Source organism: Achromobacter pulmonis (assembly GCF_002885955.2).
In the GTDB taxonomy this organism is placed as follows: Bacteria; Pseudomonadota; Gammaproteobacteria; order Burkholderiales; family Burkholderiaceae_B; genus Achromobacter; species Achromobacter pulmonis_A.
In genome coordinates this window covers 232820-250617 of sequence record NZ_POQS01000002.1, presented here as the reverse complement: position 1 = coordinate 250617, position 17798 = coordinate 232820, and the positions used below count along the sequence as shown (strand labels likewise).

The window sequence follows — 17798 nt, the reverse complement described above, 5'->3', positions numbered from 1 at the left end:
CAGCGGTCCGGAACTTTCCGGTAAAATGGCGTGTTTATCCGCCCGTTATCTCTTATCTCTCGGAATATAGGTCTTTTAATGCAGCCTGTGGTTGAAACCCTCTCCGGCCTGGAGCGCCGTGTTGATCTGGCCGTCTCGGTGGCCGACGTCGAAAAGGAAGTCCAGGCGCAATTGAAGCGCGTGGCCCGGACCGCCAAGGTCCCCGGCTTCCGTCCGGGCAAGGCCCCGCTCGCCATGCTCGAGCGCAGCCATGGCCCCGGCATCCGCTACGACGTGATCAATAGCCAAGTCGGCCGTGCCTTCGAGCAGGCCGTGGACGGCGCCAAACTGCGCGTCGCCGGCGCCCCGAACCTCGAACCCAAGACCGAAGGCGTCGCCGACGACACGCTGGCGTTCACCGCCACGTTCGAGGTCTACCCCGAAGTCGCCGTGCCCGACCTGTCGGCGCTGGCCGTCACCCGTTACGAAACCGCCGTCACCGACGCCGAAGTCGAAAAGACCCTGGACGTCCTGCGCAAGCAGCGCGCCACGTTCGAAGCCCGCGAAGGCCGTGCCGCCGCCGACGGCGACCGCATCACGCTGGACTTCGCCGGCACCATCGACGGCGTGCCGTTCGAAGGCGGCAAGGCCGAAGACTTCCCCTTCGTGCTGGGCCAGGGCCGCATGCTGCCCGAGTTCGAAGAAGCCGCGCGCGGCCTGAAGGCCGGCGACACCAAGGTCTTCCCGCTCAAGTTCCCCGATGACTACCAGGGCAAGGAAGTCGCCGGCAAGACCGCCGAATTCACGATCACCGTGAAGGAAGTGGCCGAAGGCGTGCTGCCCGAACTCAACGGCGAATTCGCCAAGTCCCTCGGCCAGCCCGAAGGCGACCTGGAAAAGCTCAAGGCCGACATCCGCAGCAACATCGAACGCGAAGTCAAGGTGCGCTCGCAAGGCCGCACCAAGTCCAGCGTGATGGACGCCCTGGTCGAAGCCGGCAAGTTCGACGTGCCGAAGGCCCTGGTCGACAACGACGTGCAAGGCCGCGTGGCCGCCGCCCGCGAAGAACTGAAGCAGCGCGGCATCCCCAACGCCGAGTCCGTGCCGATCCCGGCCGAAGCCTTCACGACCGAATCCGAGCGTCGCGTCCGCCTGGGCCTGCTGGTCTCGGAACTGGTCAAGCAAGCCCAGCTGCAGGCCAAGCCCGAGCAGGTGCGCGCGCGCATCGAAGAGTTCGCCCAGAACTACGAACAACCCGCCCAGGTTGTCAGCTATTACCTGGCCGACCGCCAGCGTCGTGCTGAAATCGAGGCGATCGTGCTGGAAGACAATGTCGTCGCGCACGTGCTGGAAAAGGCCAAGGTCACCGAAGAGAAGGTGCCTTTCGATCAGTTGATGGGGATGGCGTAACACTATGCAGAGATTCACCGATTTCTATGCGGCAATGAACGGCGGGTCGTCGGTGACCCCTACCGGCCTGGGCTACATTCCCATGGTGATCGAGCAGTCGGGGCGCGGCGAGCGCGCCTACGACATCTATTCGCGTCTGCTCCGCGAGCGGCTCATTTTCCTGGTGGGACCGGTCAACGACGCCACGGCCAACCTGGTCGTCGCGCAGTTGCTGTTCCTGGAATCGGAGAATCCTGACAAGGACATTTCCCTGTACATCAACTCGCCCGGCGGGTCGGTGTACGCGGGCATGGCCATCTACGACACGATGCAGTTCGTCAAGCCGGACGTGTCCACGCTGTGCACCGGTCTGGCGGCCAGCATGGGCGCGTTCCTGCTGGCGGCGGGCAAGAAGGGCAAGCGTTTCACGCTGCCCAACTCCCGCATCATGATCCACCAGCCCTCGGGCGGCGCCCAGGGGCAGGCCTCGGACATCCAGATCCAGGCCCGCGAAATCCTGGACCTGCGCGAGCGCCTGAACCGCATCCTGGCCGACAATACCGGCCAGACGATGGAGCGCATCGGCATAGACACGGAGCGTGACAACTTCATGTCGGCCGAAGATGCGGTATCGTATGGACTGGTGGACAAGGTAATGAGCTCCCGCACGGAAGGCTGACTTCCCGGTTGATATTCGAACCCGCTGCCACCATATTTGAGTAAGCGCATGCGCCAGACCTTCGCTGGGCTGGCGCATCTTTACCTGAGATACGAAAGAAATATGCCTGAAAAAAAGGGATCGGCAGACGCAAAAGTGCTGCATTGCTCGTTTTGCAATAAAAGCCAGCATGAAGTCCGCAAGCTGATCGCGGGTCCGTCGGTATTCATCTGCGATGAATGCATAGATCTGTGCAACGACATCATCCGCGAAGAGGCGCAGGCCACCGCGCGCGCGGCGATTCGTTCCGAGCTGCCCACTCCGGCTGAAATCAAGACCTTCCTCGACCAGTACGTGATCGGGCAGAATTCGCCCAAGCGCATGCTGGCGGTGGCGGTCTACAACCACTACAAGCGCATCCGCCACGGCGAGATCAAGGGCGACGAGGTCGAGCTCTCCAAGAGCAACATCATGCTGATCGGCCCCACCGGGTCGGGCAAGACGCTGCTGGCCCAGACGCTGGCGCGCATGCTGAACGTGCCCTTCGTCATGGCCGACGCCACCACGCTGACCGAAGCCGGCTACGTGGGCGAAGACGTCGAGAACATCATTCAGAAGTTGCTGCAGAACTGCAACTACGAAGTGGAAAAGGCGCAGCGCGCCATCATCTACATCGATGAAATCGACAAGATCTCGCGCAAGTCGGACAACCCGTCCATCACCCGCGACGTGTCGGGCGAGGGCGTGCAGCAGGCCCTGCTCAAGCTGATCGAAGGCACGGTCGCCTCGGTGCCGCCGCAGGGCGGGCGCAAGCACCCCAACCAGGACTTCGTCCAGGTCGACACGACCAACATCCTGTTCATCGTCGGCGGCGCCTTCGACGGGCTGGAAAAGGTCATCCGCGACCGTACCGAGAAATCGGGCATCGGCTTCTCGGCCTCGGTGCGCGCCAAGTCCGAACGCGGCGTGGGCGAGCTGTTCTCCGAAGTCGAGCCGGAAGACCTGATCAAGTTCGGCCTCATCCCCGAGCTGGTCGGCCGCCTGCCGGTGGTCGCCACGCTGGACGAGCTGGACGAGGCCGCGCTGGTGCAGATCCTCACCGAGCCCAAGAACGCCCTGCTCAAGCAGTTCCAGAAGCTGTTCGCCATGGAAGGCGCCGAGCTCGACGTGCGGCCCGCCGCCCTCAAGGCGATCGCCCGCAAGGCGCTGCGCCGCAAGACCGGCGCCCGCGGCCTGCGCTCCATCATCGAGCAGGCCCTGCTCGACACCATGTACGACCTGCCTTCCCAGGGCAACGTCAAGCGCGTGGTGCTGGACGAAGGCGCCATCGACGGAGACGGCAAGCCCTTGCTGATCTACGCCGACGAAGCCGCCGCGACGGACAAGCCGGAGCGGGGAGAAGTCAGGGACGCCGCGGCCTGATATTTCAAAAAAGCCCGTTCTCGTAACGGGTTTTTTTGTCTCCTGGCGTACCGTCGGGGGAAATCCGCTTTTCTCCCGGCCCTGTCCCCTGCATACTGAAGGTGCCCCCGCGGGGTTTTTTTAACCTTTGGGCTATCGAGGCGCCGAGATCTTGAATTTTCGGCTATTGTTCCCATAACAGACGTAACTGACGTGCTTGGTCCGAAAATCGGGCCAACCGTCCCCGATACGCCGAGTCATACCGAGGAACCTCCTATGTCTGCCAGCCAGACCCTGCCTTCCGACCCGATCGACCTGCCCCTGCTCCCACTGCGCGACGTGGTGGTGTTCCCGCACATGGTCATCCCGCTGTTCGTCGGCCGTCCGCGCTCGATCCGCGCGCTCGAGGTTGCGATGGAAGCGGGCAAAAGCATCATGCTGGTGGCCCAGAAATCCGCCGGCAAGGATGATCCCACGCCCGAAGACGTCTACGAGATCGGCTGCGTCGCCGGCATCCTGCAAATGCTCAAGCTGCCCGACGGCACCGTCAAGGTGCTGGTCGAGGGCACCCAGCGCGCCCGCATCAACAGCATCGAAGACGCCGATTCGCACTTCACCTGCCAGGTGTCGCCGATCGAACCCGACGCCATGCAGGGCTCCGAAACCGAGGCCCTGCGCCGCGCGATCGTCGCCCAGTTCGAGCAGTACGTAAAACTGAACAAGAAGATCCCCCCGGAGATCCTGACCTCGCTGGCCGGCATCGACGATGCCGGGCGCCTGGCCGACACGATCGCCGCGCATCTTCCGCTGAAACTCGAGCAGAAGCAGAAAATGCTCGAGATCGTCGGCACCTCCGAGCGCCTCGAAGGCCTGCTCACGCAGCTCGAAACCGAAATCGACATCCTCCAGGTCGAGAAGCGGATTCGCGGCCGCGTGAAGAAGCAGATGGAAAAGAGCCAGCGCGACTACTACCTGAATGAGCAGGTCAAGGCCATTCAGAAGGAGTTGGGCGAGGGCGAAGAGGGCGCGGACATCGAAGAGCTCGAAAAGAAGATCATCGCCGCGCACATGCCCAAAGAGGCGCGCAAGAAGGCCGATGCCGAGCTCAAGAAGCTCAAGCTCATGTCGCCCATGTCGGCCGAAGCCACCGTGGTGCGCAACTACATCGATACGCTCATCAATCTTCCCTGGAAGAAAAAGAGCAAGATCAACAATTCCATCAGCAACGCCGAGGCGGTGCTGGACAACGACCACTATGGCCTGGAGAAGGTCAAGGAACGCATCCTGGAATACCTTGCCGTGCAGCAGCGCGTGGACAAGGTGAAGGCGCCGATCCTGTGTCTGGTCGGCCCTCCGGGCGTGGGCAAGACCTCGCTGGGGCAGTCCATCGCCAAGGCCACGAACCGCAAGTTCGTGCGCATGGCGCTGGGCGGCGTGCGCGACGAAGCCGAGATCCGCGGCCACCGCCGCACGTACATCGGCTCCATGCCGGGCAAGATCGTCCAGAACATGTCCAAGGTGGGCGTGCGCAATCCGCTGTTCCTGCTCGATGAAATCGACAAGCTGGGCATGGATTTCCGCGGCGACCCCTCGTCGGCCCTGCTCGAAGTGCTGGACCCGGAACAGAACCACACGTTCCAGGACCACTACATCGAAGTCGACTTCGACCTGTCCGACGTCATGTTCGTGGCCACCAGCAACACGCTGAACATTCCGCCGGCCCTGCTGGACCGGATGGAAGTGATCCGCCTGTCGGGCTACACCGAGGAAGAAAAGATCCACATCGCCCGCGACCATCTGCTGCCCAAGCTGATGAAGAACAACGGCGTCAAGGATAGCGAGCTGACCGTCGACGACAGCGCGCTGCGCGACATCGTGCGCTACTACACCCGCGAAGCCGGCGTGCGTGCGCTCGAACGCGAAGTGGGCAAGATCTGCCGCAAGGTCATCAAGCAGCTGCTGACCCAGGCCGACCGCGCCAAGGCCGAGGGCAAGACGCCCGAGGTCAAGCCGGTCAACGTGACGGGTGAGAACCTGAACGAATACCTGGGCGTGCGCCGCTACGCCTTCGGCATGGCCGAGAAGGAAAACCAGATCGGCCAGGTCACCGGCCTGGCGTGGACCGAAGTCGGCGGCGACCTGCTGACGATCGAAGTCGCCGACATGCCCGGCAAGGGCGTCATCCAACGCACCGGTTCGCTGGGCGACGTGATGAAGGAATCGGTCGAGGCGGCCCGCACGGTGGTGCGCTCGCGCGCCCGCCGCCTGGGCTTTGCCGACAGCGTGTTCGAGAAGCACGACATGCACGTGCACGTGCCGGAAGGCGCGACGCCCAAGGACGGCCCGTCCGCCGGTATCGCGATCACCACGGCCATGGTGTCGGCCCTGTCGCGCATCCCGGTGCGCGCCGACGTCGCCATGACCGGCGAGATCACGCTGCGCGGCGAAGTGCTGCCCATCGGCGGCCTGAAGGAAAAGCTGCTGGCCGCCCACCGCGGCGGGATCAAGATGGTTCTGATCCCGGAAGAAAACGTCAAGGACCTGGCGGAGATTCCGGACAACGTCAAGAACCACCTCGAGATCGTGCCGGTGCGCTGGATCGACAAGGTGCTGGAGCTGGCGCTGGAACGCCTGCCCGAGCCCCTGGCCGAGGAAGAAGCGGTCAAGGAGCCCCTGGTGGCCAAGCCCGCCGAAGGCTCGACCGATCCGGTGCTCAAGCACTGACCGGTTCGGCCGCCCAAAAGGAAACCCGCCCTAGGCGGGTTTCTTTATGCCTGCGCGCAGGATCAATGCAGCGCGTGCGTACGAATCAGCCCCACCGCGATGCCTTCCAGCGCGAAATCCTGGTCGGCCCCGACCACGATGGTCTGGAAGTCCGGATTTTCGGGCAGGAGCTCGATATGGCCGTTCTGGCGCTGCAGGCGCTTGACCGTGACGTCGTCGCCGAGGCGGGCCACCACGATCTGGCCGTTGCGGGCCTCGGACGCTTTTTTGACGGCGAGCAGGTCGCCTTCGAGGATGCCGGCGTCGCGCATGCTCATGCCGCGCACCTTCAGCAGGTAGTCGGGCGCCTGGGCGAACAGGTTGGGGTCTACGCCGACCTCGCGTTCGACGTGTTCGGCCGCCAGTATGGGGCTGCCGGCGGCCACGCGGCCCACCAGCGGCAGCAAGAGCTGCGCCAGGGCGGGCATGGGCAGGGAGGCCTGCGCGGGCGCGCCGGCGGCGTCCTTCAGGCGGATGCCGCGCGAGGCGCCCGCGGTGAGCTCGATGGCCCCCTTGCGCGCCAGCGCCTTGAGGTGGTCTTCGGCTGCGTTGGGCGAGCGGAAACCCAGGGCCTGCGCGATCTCGGCGCGTGTGGGCGGAAAGCCCGTGCGCGCGACGGTTTGCCTGATGAGATCCAGGATTTGCTGTTGGCGATCGGTGAGTTTGCTGGCCATGGCGATGATCCGTTGCTGGCGGACTGTACATATATACAGCGGCCATTCTGGGGGACGCAGCGCAAAAAAGCAAGCCGTGGGCGGGCGCCCATGAAAAACGGGACCCGCGGGTCCCGTTTGAGGCCGGATGGCGGGCCGTTTACAGCACCGCGGCGATGCTCTTGGCGACCTTGTCGATGTTGCCGCTGTTGAGCGCGGCCACGCAGATGCGGCCGCTGGATACGGCGTAGACGCCATGCTCTTCGCGCAGGCGGTCCACCTGGGCGGCGGTCAGGCCCGAGTACGAGAACATGCCGCGCTGGCGCAGCACGAAGCTGAAGTCCTGCTTGCCGCCGTGTTCCTGGATCTTCTCGACCAGCTGCTTGCGCATCAGGCGGATGCGGTCGCGCATGCCGGCCAGTTCCTGTTCCCACATGGCGAACAGTTCGGGCGTGTTCAGCACCGTGGACACCACCGTGCCGCCGTGGGTGGGCGGGTTGGAGTAGTTGGTGCGGATCACGCGCTTGAGCTGGCTCAGCACGCGGGCGGCTTCGTCCTTGCTGCCGGCCACGACCGTCAGCGCGCCGACGCGCTCGCCGTACAGCGAGAACGACTTCGAGAACGAGGAGCTGATGAACATGGTCAGGTCCAGGTCGGCGAACATGCGCACGACCGCGGCGTCTTCCGTCAGGCCGTCGCCGAAGCCCTGGTAGGCGATGTCCAGGAACGGCACCAGATTGTTTTCTTTGACCACGGCGGCGATCTGCTTCCACTGGTCCATGGTGGGGTCCACGCCGGTGGGGTTGTGGCAGCAGGCGTGCAGCACGACCACGGTCTTGGCCGGAGCGGCCTTCAGGTCGGCCAGCATGGCGTCGAAGTCCAGGCCGCGGGTGGCGGCGTCGTAGTAGGCGTAGGTGCCGACTTCGAAACCGGCGCGCTCGAACAGCGCGCGGTGGTTTTCCCAGCTCGGGTTGCTGATCAGGACCTTGGAGGAGGGCAGCAGCTGGCGCAGGAAGTCGGCGCCGATCTTCAGCGCGCCCGTGCCGCCCAGGGCCTGGGTGGTCAGCACGCGGCCGGCGGCGGCCAGCGCGGAATCCTTGCCCAGCAGCAGGGCCTGCGCGCCGGCGTTGTAACCGGCGATACCTTCGATCGGCAGGTAGCCGCGGGCCGCGGCGGCCTCGATGCGGGCGGTTTCAGCCTTGCGCACCGCGCCCAGCAGGGGGATGCGGCCCTCGTCGTCGTAGTACACGCCCACGCCCAGATTGACTTTACCGGGACGCGTGTCGGCGTTGTATTGTTCGTTCAGGCCAAGAATGGGGTCGCGCGGCGCGAGTTCGACGGAATCGAAAAGGGTGCTCATGGGAGTCTGATGAGGTGGGTGGACGCAGTCCGGGGTGCTGTGGATAATGGGGGGTTTACCCTGGAAGAGTCTAGCATGCCTAAGCCCACAATAGACCCGAGCGTGGAAGCCGTCGTCGCCGGGGACGATGGCGTGCCAGCCGTTGCCGGCGGCGGCTTCATCGACTTTCCGGGCAGCCCGTTTCACCTGTACCAGCCATATCCGCCGGCCGGCGACCAGCCCGCCGCCATCGACGGCCTGGTCCAGGGCGTCGAAGACGGCCTGATGTTCCAGACGCTCCTGGGCGTGACCGGTTCGGGCAAGACCTACACCATGGCCAACGTCATCGCGCGCCTGGGCCGGCCCGCGCTGGTGCTGGCCCCCAACAAGACGCTGGCCGCGCAGCTCTACGCCGAGATGCGCGAGTTCTTCCCGAAGAACGCGGTCGAGTACTTCGTCTCGTACTACGACTACTACCAGCCCGAGGCCTACGTGCCGACGCGCGACCTGTTCATCGAGAAAGACTCCTCCATCAACGAGCACATCGAGCAGATGCGGCTGTCGGCCACCAAGAGCCTGCTGGAGCGCCGCGACACCATCATCGTGGGCACGGTGTCGTGTATCTACGGTATCGGCAATCCCGGCGACTACCACGCGATGGTGCTGATCCTGCGCGCTGGCGACCAGATCTCGCGGCGCGAGATCCTGGCGCGCCTGGTCGCCATGCAGTACACCCGCAACGACGCCGATTTCACGCGCGGCACCTTCCGCGTGCGCGGCGAGACCATCGACATCTTTCCGGCCGAAAGCCCCGAGCTGGCGCTGCGCCTGACGCTGTTCGACGACGAGGTCGAAAGCCTGGAGCTCTTCGACCCCCTGACCGGCCGCATCCGCCAGAAGCTGCCGCGCTTCACCGTCTATCCCGGCTCGCACTACGTGACGCCGCGCGACACCGTGCTGCGCGCCATCGAGACCATCAAGGAAGAGCTGCGCGAACGCGTCAGGCGCTTCACCGACGACGGTCACCTGGTCGAGGCCCAGCGCCTGGAGCAGCGCACCCGCTTCGACCTGGAGATGCTGCAGGAGCTGGGCTTCTGCAAGGGCATCGAGAACTACTCGCGCCACCTGTCGGGCGCCGCCCCGGGCGAGCCGCCGCCCACCCTGATCGACTACCTGCCGGCCGACGCGCTCATGTTCATCGACGAAAGCCACGTCACCATCGGCCAGCTGGGCGGCATGTACCGCGGCGACCGCTCGCGCAAGGAGACGCTGGTGCAGTACGGGTTCCGGCTGCCCTCGGCGCTGGACAACCGGCCGCTGCGGCTGGAGGAGTTCGAGGCCCGCATGCGCCAGTGCGTATTCGTCTCGGCCACGCCGGCCGCCTACGAGAAAGAGCACGCCGACAACGTCGTCGAGCAGGTGGTGCGTCCCACCGGCCTGGTCGATCCGCTGGTCGAGGTGCTTCCGGCGCGCACTCAGGTCGACGACCTGCTGGGCCGGATCAAGGAACGCGTGGCGCGCAGCGAACGGGTGCTGGTCACCACCCTGACCAAGCGCATGGCCGAGGACCTGACGGACTTCCTGAGCGAGCACGGCGTGCGGGTGCGCTACCTGCACTCCGACATCGACACAGTCGAGCGGGTGGAGATCATCCGCGACCTGCGCCTGGGCACCTTCGACGTGCTGGTGGGGATCAACCTGCTGCGCGAAGGCCTGGACATTCCCGAAGTGTCGCTGGTCGCCATCCTGGACGCCGACAAAGAGGGTTTCCTGCGTTCCGAGCGCAGCCTGATCCAGACCATCGGGCGGGCCGCGCGCAACCTGAACGGCCACGCCATCCTCTATGCCGACCGCATCACCGATTCGATGCAGCGCGCCATCGAGGAAACCGGCCGCCGCCGCAACAAGCAGCTGCAGTTCAACGAGGACCACGGCATCACGGCGCGCGGCGTGCAGAAGGCGGTGCGCGAGCTCATCGACGGCATCGTCGCGCCGACCCAGCACGACGCGCTGGAAGCGGCGGTGCCGGCCGAATTCATGAAGGACGAAAAGGCCATGGCGCGTGAAATCAAGCGCCTGGAAAAGCTGATGATGGACCACGCCCGCAACCTGGAATTCGAGCAGGCCGCGGCGGCGCGCGACGCCCTGACCGCACTGAAACAGCGGGTGCTGCTGGACGGCGCCGTCTGACGTATCTTGTTGTGTCTTTTTGCTGACACCTTGCTGAATCGGCTGTGGATCTGTTGCGTTGCAATCGCCCGCCTGCGGCGCCGTCGATTATCCTGCCCCGGAGTTCAAGCGTTGCTTTTGATTGTTGATGCAAGCCATTGAATTATATGAAAAAGTGATGGGGACATATTTGCCCTGAGCCATTTACGCAAACGCAAAAAAAACTTGCCTTATCTCGGGTTTTCCCGCACACTTACACCCATGATGACCAAGGTACTTTTCGTTTGCATGGGCAATATCTGTCGCTCGCCGAGCGCAGAGGGCGTGTTTCGCCATTTGGTGAATGACGCGGGTTTGAGCGATGTGGTTCGCATCGACTCCGCGGGCACGCACGCGTTTCACATCGGCGAGGCGCCTGATGCCCGGGCGCAGGCCGCAGCGCGCAAGCGCGGCTACGAGATCACGCACTGCGAAGCGCGTCAGGTCACCGCGGAAGATTTCCGCGATTTCGACCTGATCCTCGCCATGGACTGGGACAACCTCTCGGCCATGCAGCAGCAGTGCCCCAAGGCCTACCAGCACAAGCTGATGCTGCTGATGCGCTTTGCCAACGAGTTCGAAGAGGCCACCGTGCCCGATCCCTACTATGGCGGCGCCGACGGTTTCGGCAAGGTTCTGGACTATCTCGAAGACGCCTGTCAGGGTGTGCTCGAACTGGTGCGCAAGCGCGCAACCCAGTACCAGGCAGCCTGATTCCGTACTCGGAACCGCCTGTGTGCGGTTCCCGGAAGTGCCTGGCAATGAAAAACCGCGCATATGCGCGGTTTTTTCTAGGCCGGTGCCATACCAAATTAGTCGGGATTAGGCTATACTTGAGCCAATTACTCGGGTATTGGCCGCTGGATTCGCCGGCGGCCGTTGCCGAATCACTGGGAACCTACCATGCGGCTAACTACCAAAGGGCGTTTCGCCGTGACTGCCATGATCGACCTGGCTATGCGGCAGCATAGCGGTCCGGTCACGCTTGCGGCCATCAGCCAGCGTCAGAATATCTCGTTGTCCTACCTGGAACAGCTGTTCGGCAAGCTGCGCCGCCACGAGCTCGTGGACAGCGTGCGCGGCCCGGGCGGCGGCTATTCGCTGGCCCGCCTGGCGCGCAACGTGACCGTCGCCGACATCATCTTCGCTGTCGACGAGCCGCTGGACGCCACCAGCTGCGGCGGCAAGCGCGACTGTACCAGCGGCAACGACGGCAAGCCGGGCAAGTGCATGACGCACGAACTCTGGGCCACGCTCAACCGCAAGATGGTCGATTACCTGGACTCGGTGTCGCTGCAGGATCTGGTCGATCAGCAGCGCGTGCGCCAGCTGCAGGAAGCCAACAATCAGGCACAGGCCTGCGCAGTCCGCGTCAACCGGGTGGGGGGCGCCAACGCCGCCAATGCCCCGACCGCGACCGTCGCCGCCAATGCCACCGTATAAGTAGTAGGAGTTGTAGAAATGACCACCCGCCCGATCTATCTGGACTATTCCGCCACGACGCCCGTCGATCCCCGCGTCGTTGAAAAGATGGTGCCCTGGCTGTACGACAACTTCGGCAACCCGGCTTCGCGCAGCCACGCGTTCGGCTGGGAGTCGGAAGAGGCCGTCGAGCGCGCCCGCGAAGAAGTCGCCAAGCTGGTCAACGCCGACCCGCGCGAAATCGTCTGGACCTCCGGCGCCACGGAATCCGACAACCTGGCCATCAAGGGCGCCGCGAACTTCTACTCCGAGCGCGGCAAGCACATCATCACCGTCAAGACCGAGCACAAGGCCGTGCTCGACACCTGTCGCGAGCTGGAGCGCCAGGGCTTCGAAGTGACCTACCTGGACGTCAAGGACAACGGCCTGATCGACCTGGACACCTTCAAGGCCGCGCTGCGCCCCGACACCGTGCTGGTGTCCGTGATGATGGTGAACAACGAAATCGGCGTGATCCAGGACGTGGAAACCCTGGGCGAAATCTGCCGCGAGAAGGGCATCATCTTCCACGTCGACGCCGCGCAGGCCACCGGCAAGGTGGAAATCGACCTGCAGAAGCTCAAGGTGGACCTGATGTCGTTCTCGGCCCACAAGACCTACGGCCCCAAGGGCATCGGCGCCCTGTACGTGCGCCGCAAGCCGCGCATCCGCATCGAAGCGCAGATGCACGGCGGCGGCCATGAGCGCGGTTTCCGCTCCGGCACGCTGGCCACCCACCAGATCGTCGGCATGGGCGAGGCCTTCCGCCTGGCCCGCGAGGAAATGGGCACCGAGAACGAGCGCATCCGCATGTTGCGCGACCGTCTCTGGAAAGGCCTGTCGCAGATCGAAGAGGTCTACCTGAACGGCGACATGGACCAGCGCGTGCCGCATAACCTGAACGTCAGCTTCAACTATGTCGAAGGCGAGTCCCTGATCATGGCGATCAAGGAACTGGCCGTCTCCAGCGGCTCGGCCTGCACCTCGGCCAGCCTGGAACCGTCCTACGTGCTGCGCGCCCTGGGCCGCAACGACGAGCTGGCGCACAGCTCGATCCGTTTCACGCTGGGCCGCTTCACCACCGAGCAGGAAGTCGACTTCGCCGTCGAGCTCATCAAGAGCCGCGTCGGCAAGCTGCGCGATATGTCGCCGCTGTGGGAAATGGCCAAGGAAGGCATCGACTTGAACACCGTGCAGTGGGCCGCGCACTAAGCGCCCGCGCCAAGAAATCCGTGGAGAAATAGCATGTCTTACAGCACCAAAGTTCTGGATCACTACGAAAACCCCCGCAACGTCGGCTCGTTCGACAAGTCGGACGAATCGGTGGGCACCGGCATGGTCGGCGCGCCGGCCTGTGGCGACGTCATGAAGCTGCAGATCAAGGTCAACGAAGCCGGCGTGATCGAAGACGCGCGCTTCAAGACCTACGGCTGCGGCTCGGCCATCGCCTCCAGCTCGCTGGTGACGGAATGGGTCAAGGGCAAGACGCTCGACGAGGCCATGAAGATCCGCAACACGCAGATCGCCGAAGAGCTGGCCCTGCCGCCGGTGAAGGTGCACTGTTCCATCCTGGCCGAAGACGCGATCAAGGCGGCGGTGCAGAACTACAAAGAAAAGCATTCGGTCGCGGCCGAAACCGTGGCGAGCTGAACATGTCCGTTACCCTGACCCAACAGGCCGCCACCCATATCGGCCGCTACCTGCAGAAGCGCGGAAAGGGTATCGGCTTGCGGCTCGGCGTTAGGACCACGGGCTGCTCCGGCATGGCCTACAAGCTCGAGTACGTGGACGACGCGGCGCCCGAGGACCAGGTGTTCGAGAGCTTCGGCGTGAAGGTTTTCGTCGATCCCAAGAGCCTGTCCTACCTCGACGGCACCGAGCTCGACTACGCCCGCGAAGGCCTGAACGAAGGCTTCAAGTTCCGCAACCCCAACGAGAAGGCGACCTGCGGCTGCGGCGAGTCGTTCACGGTGTAGTCTTGGCTGGAGACGACCACTTCAGCCTGTTCGGCTTGCCGGCACGCTTCGACCTCGACGCCCGGGCGTTGGAAAGCGCGTGGCGCGCCGTCGCCGCCCAGGTGCATCCCGACCGTTACGCCACCGCCAGTCCGGCCGAACGCCGCGTCGCCATGCAATGGGCGGCGCGCGCCAACGAGGCCTACCGCCAGCTGCGCGACCCGCTGCTGCGGGCCCGTTACCTGTGCGAACAGGCCGGCGTGGACCTGCAGACCGAAAGCAACACCTCCATGGACGGCGCCTTCCTGATGCAGCAGATGACCTGGCGCGAGATGCTGGACGATGCGCGCGGCGACGCAGCCGCCCTGGCCGCCTTGCAGGCCGAGCTGGAGCAGGCGCGCGCTTCCATGCACGCCACGCTCGCCCGCCTGCTGGACCAGGAGCGCGACTACGCCGCGGCCGGCGCCAAGGTGCGGGAATGGATGTTCGTGGAGAAGCTGGCGCAGGAACTGGCAGAAGCCCAGCCCGCCGGATAGCCCAAGGCGCGCGGCCGCGCCGCCGCCCACAGATCAGAAGAACCGAATCACATGGCCTTATTGCAGATATCCGAACCCGGTGAATCGCCCGCGCCGCACCAGCGCAAGCTGGCGGTCGGGATCGACCTGGGCACGACCAATTCCCTCGTCGCGGCGGTGCGCAGCAGCGTCGCCGAAGTGCTGACGGATGCGCAGGGCCAGGCCCTGCTGCCGTCTGCCGTGCGCTATTTCCCCGACGGCAAGGTCACCACGGGCCGCGAGCCGCTGGCCCAGCAGGCGCAGGACCCCCACAACACCGTGGTGTCGGTCAAGCGCTTCATGGGCCGCTCGCTGGCGGAGGCCGAGGCCATGCGCGCGCCCTACGAATTCGTGGACGCGCCCGGCATGGTGCGCATCCGCACGGTGCAGGGCGACCTGAGCCCGGTCGAGGTGTCGGCGCAGATCCTGGCGGTGTTGCGCCAGCGCGCCGAAGACGTGCTGGGCGACGACCTGGTGGGCGCCGTCATCACGGTGCCCGCGTATTTCGACGACGCCCAGCGCCAGGCCACCCGCGACGCGGCCCGCCTGGCCGGACTGAACGTGCTGCGCCTGCTCAACGAGCCGACCGCGGCGGCCATCGCCTACGGCCTGGATCATGCGGCCGAGGGCGTGTACGCGGTGTACGACCTGGGCGGCGGCACCTTCGACATTTCCATCCTGCGCCTGACCCAGGGCGTGTTCGAAGTGATCGCCACGGGCGGCGACACGGCGCTGGGCGGCGACGATTTCGACTCCCTGATCGCCGACCGCGCCCTGGCCGGACTGGCCGCCGGCGGCGAGCTGACGCCGTCGGACCGGCGCGGCCTGCTGATGGCCGCGCGCGCGGCGCGCGAAGCGCTGTCCGATGCCGACGAGGCCCGTGTGCAGCTGGCGCTGTCGGACGGCCGCAAGCTGGACGCGGCGCTGACCCGCGCCGAATTCGAAACCCTGGCCCGGCCCCTGATCGAACGCACCCTGGACTGCGCCCGGCGCGCGCTGCGCGACGCCGCGCTCGCGCCGGCCGACGTGCGCGGCGTGGTGATGGTGGGCGGCGCGACCCGCATGCCGGTGGTGCGCGCGGCGGTGGGGCAGCTGTTCGGCACCACGCCCCTGACCGACCTGGACCCCGACCAGGTGGTGGCGCTGGGCGCGGCGCTGCAGGCCAACCTGCTGGCCGGCAACCGCGCTCCGGGCGAGGACTGGCTGCTGCTGGATGTGATCCCGCTGTCGCTGGGACTGGAAACCATGGGTGGCCTGGTGGAGCGCGTGATCCCGCGCAACAGCACCATTCCGGTGGCGCGCGCCCAGGAATTCACCACCTTCAAGGACGGCCAGACCGCCATGAGCATCCACGTGGTGCAGGGCGAGCGCGACCTGGTCGCCGATTCGCGCTCGCTGGCGCGCTTCGAGCTGCGCGGCATTCCGCCCATGGTGGCGGGCGCGGCGCGCATCCGCGTGACCTTCCAGGTGGACGCCGACGGGCTGTTGAGCGTGACCGCCCGCGAGCAAAGCCAGGGCGTCGAGGCCATGGTGTCGGTCAAGCCGTCCTACGGCCTGTCGGACGAGGAAATCGCGCAGATGCTGGCCGACAGCGTGGCGCAGGCCGATTCCGACGCGCAGGCCCGCATGCTGCGCGAGCAGCAAGTCGATGCCCGCCAGCTGGTGGAATCCGTGCAGGCCGCGCTGGCCGTGGACGGCGACCTGCTGGACGCCGAAGAGCGCAAGCGCGTGGACGAGTGCCTGCAGGCCGCCACCGCGGCGCAGGACGCGACCGACGCCGATACCGTGAAGGACGCGGTGCAGGCCCTGGCGGCGGCGACCGACGAGTTCGCGGCGCGCCGCATGGACCGCAGCATCCGCGCCGCGCTGGCCGGCCGCAAACTAGATGAGATCGCCTGATAACACGTTATGCCGAAACTGACCGTATTGCCTCATCCCGATTACTGCCCGGAAGGCGCGGTGATCGAAGACGCGCCCAAGGGCGTGTCGATCTGCCGCGTGCTGCTGGACAACCACATCGACATCGAGCACGCCTGCGAACTGTCGTGCGCCTGCACCACCTGTCACGTGGTGGTCAAGCAGGGTTATGCTTCGCTCGAGGACGCCACCGACGACGAAGAGGATCTGCTGGACAAGGCCTGGGGCCTGACCCCGACCTCGCGCCTGTCGTGCCAGGCGCTGGTGGCGGACGCCGACCTGACGGTCGAGATTCCCAAGTACACCATCAACCACGCGAAAGAGGGCCATTGATGAAGTGGACCGACACCTACGAGATCGCCGCCGCGCTGGCCGATGCGTATCCGGACGTGGACCCCAAGACGCTGCGCTTCGTGCAGCTGCGCGAATGGGTCCTGGCCTTGCCGAGTTTCAGCGACGATCCCGCCCATTGCGGCGAGAAAATCCTGGAGGCCATCCAGATGGCCTGGATCGACGAAGCCGACTGAAGGCCGGCTTCGGACAAGCTCCCCCCGGGGAGCTTTTTTTTCGCCGGCGGGTAATGCGGGCCACGGTATCATCGGTATCTCCGCCGTTTCTTTTGCCCGAGTCTATCGATGCCCGCTGCCCAATTGCGCTTTGGCCTGGCCGCCAACCGGCTCCACCACGAAACTCCCGACGCCGCCCTGTTCAGCTGGCTGCGCGCCTGCTCGTCCACCATCCGCGAACTGGGCGTGCAGCTGCACACCGTGGGCCGCACGCACGACGCCATCGTGCGCGAAGGCATGCTGCAGGGCTATAGCGGCCTGATCCGCTATCCCTATGGCCGCGAGGGCGGCCTGATGAAGCTGGTGGCCCGGGTCACCGAGGGCCGCGACGGCGACGCGCCGTTCGACGGCGCGATCTACCTGATCGATCCGGTCGACCCGTCTTCGATTTTTCCCGAGGCGCTGGCCTTGAAGCGCCAGTGCATCACGCATGGCCGGCCGTTCATCTCGACGCTGGCCGGCGCCATCGAATGGATGGAGGTCGAGCGCGTGCACGCCGGGCTGGCGCCGGACGCCTCGGTCTCGCGCCTGTTCAACTTCACCGGCCAGACCCTGGCGCTGATCGCCCACGACGCCCTGAAGGACGAAATGGTGGCTTTCGCGGCCGAGCACTTCGACGTGCTGTCGCGCTTTGCGCGCCGCGTGGCCACGGGCACCACGGGCGGGCGCCTCAACGAGCTGGCCTGGTCGCGCGGCTGGCCGAAGGACACGCCCTGGGTGCACCGCTACCTGAGCGGCCCGCTGGGCGGCGACGCGCAGATCGCCGAGCTGGTGCTGGAACACCAGTGCCAGCGCGTGATCTTCTTCGAAGACCCGCACGTGGCGCGCCAGCACGAGGCCGACATCCAGCTGCTCGAACGCGCGGTGCGCGTGGTGACGGAATCGGCCACCTGCGCCACCTCGCCGACGGTGGCGCGGCGCTGGGCGCAGGCGGTCGAAAAGCGCGTCGTCTAGT

17 protein-coding genes are annotated in these 17798 nt (G+C 65.6%); 15 read left to right on the top strand and 2 right to left on the bottom strand.

Annotated features, from left to right (window positions below):
- Positions 1–78: 78 nt before the first annotated feature.
- The 4 genes from tig (at position 79) to lon (ending at position 6151) form a co-directional block, all read left to right on the top strand.
- Complete coding sequence (gene tig, locus C1I89_RS07130; RefSeq protein ID WP_102772094.1) at positions 79–1389, top strand: trigger factor; 1311 nt, start codon at positions 79–81, stop codon at positions 1387–1389.
- Positions 1390–1393: 4 nt separating this feature from the next.
- On the top strand, positions 1394–2047 hold the full coding sequence (clpP, locus tag C1I89_RS07125) for an ATP-dependent Clp endopeptidase proteolytic subunit ClpP (protein ID WP_102772093.1): 654 nt from the start codon (positions 1394–1396) through the stop codon (positions 2045–2047).
- Positions 2048–2149: 102 nt separating this feature from the next.
- Complete coding sequence (gene clpX / locus C1I89_RS07120; protein WP_102772822.1) at positions 2150–3448, top strand: ATP-dependent Clp protease ATP-binding subunit ClpX; 1299 nt, start codon at positions 2150–2152, stop codon at positions 3446–3448.
- Between the two features lie 255 nt (positions 3449–3703).
- Positions 3704–6151, top strand: coding sequence for an endopeptidase La (lon, locus tag C1I89_RS07115; RefSeq protein ID WP_102772092.1), 2448 nt, complete (start codon positions 3704–3706; stop codon positions 6149–6151).
- Between the two features lie 62 nt (positions 6152–6213).
- On the opposite strand, the gene lexA is transcribed toward lon, so the two are convergent.
- On the bottom strand, positions 6214–6864 hold the full coding sequence (gene lexA / locus C1I89_RS07110) for a transcriptional repressor LexA (RefSeq protein ID WP_102772091.1): 651 nt from the start codon (positions 6862–6864) through the stop codon (positions 6214–6216).
- 139 nt (positions 6865–7003) lie between these two features.
- Entirely contained in the window at positions 7004–8203 is a 1200-nt protein-coding gene (locus tag C1I89_RS07105; protein ID WP_102772090.1) for an amino acid aminotransferase, read from the bottom strand.
- Positions 8204–8278: 75 nt separating this feature from the next.
- On the opposite strand from C1I89_RS07105, the gene uvrB reads away from it, so the two are divergent.
- The 11 genes from uvrB (at position 8279) to C1I89_RS07050 (ending at position 17797) form a co-directional block, all read left to right on the top strand.
- On the top strand, positions 8279–10372 hold the full coding sequence (uvrB, locus tag C1I89_RS07100) for an excinuclease ABC subunit UvrB (RefSeq protein WP_246842352.1): 2094 nt from the start codon (positions 8279–8281) through the stop codon (positions 10370–10372).
- Between the two features lie 240 nt (positions 10373–10612).
- On the top strand, positions 10613–11104 hold the full coding sequence (locus tag C1I89_RS07095; RefSeq protein ID WP_042794076.1) for a low molecular weight protein-tyrosine-phosphatase: 492 nt from the start codon (positions 10613–10615) through the stop codon (positions 11102–11104).
- Between the two features lie 189 nt (positions 11105–11293).
- Positions 11294–11833, top strand: coding sequence for a Fe-S cluster assembly transcriptional regulator IscR (iscR, locus tag C1I89_RS07090; RefSeq protein WP_062682794.1), 540 nt, complete (start codon positions 11294–11296; stop codon positions 11831–11833).
- A gap of 18 nt (positions 11834–11851) precedes the next feature.
- Positions 11852–13063 (top strand): IscS subfamily cysteine desulfurase, encoded by a 1212-nt coding sequence (locus C1I89_RS07085; protein ID WP_102772089.1) that lies wholly within the window; start codon positions 11852–11854, stop codon positions 13061–13063.
- A gap of 33 nt (positions 13064–13096) precedes the next feature.
- Positions 13097–13501 (top strand): Fe-S cluster assembly scaffold IscU, encoded by a 405-nt coding sequence (iscU, locus tag C1I89_RS07080; RefSeq protein ID WP_102772088.1) that lies wholly within the window; start codon positions 13097–13099, stop codon positions 13499–13501.
- A gap of 2 nt (positions 13502–13503) precedes the next feature.
- Positions 13504–13827: an iron-sulfur cluster assembly protein IscA gene (iscA, locus tag C1I89_RS07075; RefSeq protein WP_102772087.1), complete on the top strand. Its 324-nt coding sequence runs from the start codon at positions 13504–13506 to the stop codon at positions 13825–13827.
- Positions 13828–13829: 2 nt separating this feature from the next.
- A complete protein-coding gene (gene hscB, locus C1I89_RS07070) occupies positions 13830–14342 on the top strand; it encodes a Fe-S protein assembly co-chaperone HscB (RefSeq protein WP_102772086.1) in 513 nt (170 codons plus the stop codon).
- Between the two features lie 51 nt (positions 14343–14393).
- On the top strand, positions 14394–16259 hold the full coding sequence (gene hscA / locus C1I89_RS07065) for a Fe-S protein assembly chaperone HscA (RefSeq protein WP_102772085.1): 1866 nt from the start codon (positions 14394–14396) through the stop codon (positions 16257–16259).
- Positions 16260–16268: 9 nt separating this feature from the next.
- Positions 16269–16610 (top strand): ISC system 2Fe-2S type ferredoxin, encoded by a 342-nt coding sequence (fdx, locus tag C1I89_RS07060; protein ID WP_102772084.1) that lies wholly within the window; start codon positions 16269–16271, stop codon positions 16608–16610.
- Complete coding sequence (iscX, locus tag C1I89_RS07055; RefSeq protein ID WP_102772083.1) at positions 16610–16804, top strand: Fe-S cluster assembly protein IscX; 195 nt, start codon at positions 16610–16612, stop codon at positions 16802–16804. Before fdx ends, iscX begins: the two co-directional genes overlap by 1 nt.
- Before the next feature lie 108 nt (positions 16805–16912).
- A complete protein-coding gene (locus C1I89_RS07050) occupies positions 16913–17797 on the top strand; it encodes a methylglyoxal synthase (protein WP_102772082.1) in 885 nt (294 codons plus the stop codon).
- The last annotated feature ends 1 nt before the right edge of the window (position 17798 follow it).

Excerpts from the sequence above, each read along its gene's own strand:
- tig (WP_102772094.1), top strand. The coding sequence starts at position 79 with ATGCAGCCTGTGGTTGAAACCCTCTCCGGCCTGGAGCGCCGTGTTGAT.
- clpP (WP_102772093.1), top strand. The coding sequence starts at position 1,394 with ATGCAGAGATTCACCGATTTCTATGCGGCAATGAACGGCGGGTCGTCG.
- clpX (WP_102772822.1), top strand. The coding sequence starts at position 2,150 with ATGCCTGAAAAAAAGGGATCGGCAGACGCAAAAGTGCTGCATTGCTCG.
- lon (WP_102772092.1), top strand. The coding sequence starts at position 3,704 with ATGTCTGCCAGCCAGACCCTGCCTTCCGACCCGATCGACCTGCCCCTG.
- lexA (WP_102772091.1), bottom strand. The coding sequence starts at position 6,864 with ATGGCCAGCAAACTCACCGATCGCCAACAGCAAATCCTGGATCTCATC.
- C1I89_RS07105 (WP_102772090.1), bottom strand. The coding sequence starts at position 8,203 with ATGAGCACCCTTTTCGATTCCGTCGAACTCGCGCCGCGCGACCCCATT.
- uvrB (WP_246842352.1), top strand. The coding sequence starts at position 8,279 with ATGCCTAAGCCCACAATAGACCCGAGCGTGGAAGCCGTCGTCGCCGGG.
- C1I89_RS07095 (WP_042794076.1), top strand. The coding sequence starts at position 10,613 with ATGATGACCAAGGTACTTTTCGTTTGCATGGGCAATATCTGTCGCTCG.
- iscR (WP_062682794.1), top strand. The coding sequence starts at position 11,294 with ATGCGGCTAACTACCAAAGGGCGTTTCGCCGTGACTGCCATGATCGAC.
- C1I89_RS07085 (WP_102772089.1), top strand. The coding sequence starts at position 11,852 with ATGACCACCCGCCCGATCTATCTGGACTATTCCGCCACGACGCCCGTC.
- iscU (WP_102772088.1), top strand. The coding sequence starts at position 13,097 with ATGTCTTACAGCACCAAAGTTCTGGATCACTACGAAAACCCCCGCAAC.
- iscA (WP_102772087.1), top strand. The coding sequence starts at position 13,504 with ATGTCCGTTACCCTGACCCAACAGGCCGCCACCCATATCGGCCGCTAC.
- hscA (WP_102772085.1), top strand. The coding sequence starts at position 14,394 with ATGGCCTTATTGCAGATATCCGAACCCGGTGAATCGCCCGCGCCGCAC.
- fdx (WP_102772084.1), top strand. The coding sequence starts at position 16,269 with ATGCCGAAACTGACCGTATTGCCTCATCCCGATTACTGCCCGGAAGGC.
- iscX (WP_102772083.1), top strand. The coding sequence starts at position 16,610 with ATGAAGTGGACCGACACCTACGAGATCGCCGCCGCGCTGGCCGATGCG.
- C1I89_RS07050 (WP_102772082.1), top strand. The coding sequence starts at position 16,913 with ATGCCCGCTGCCCAATTGCGCTTTGGCCTGGCCGCCAACCGGCTCCAC.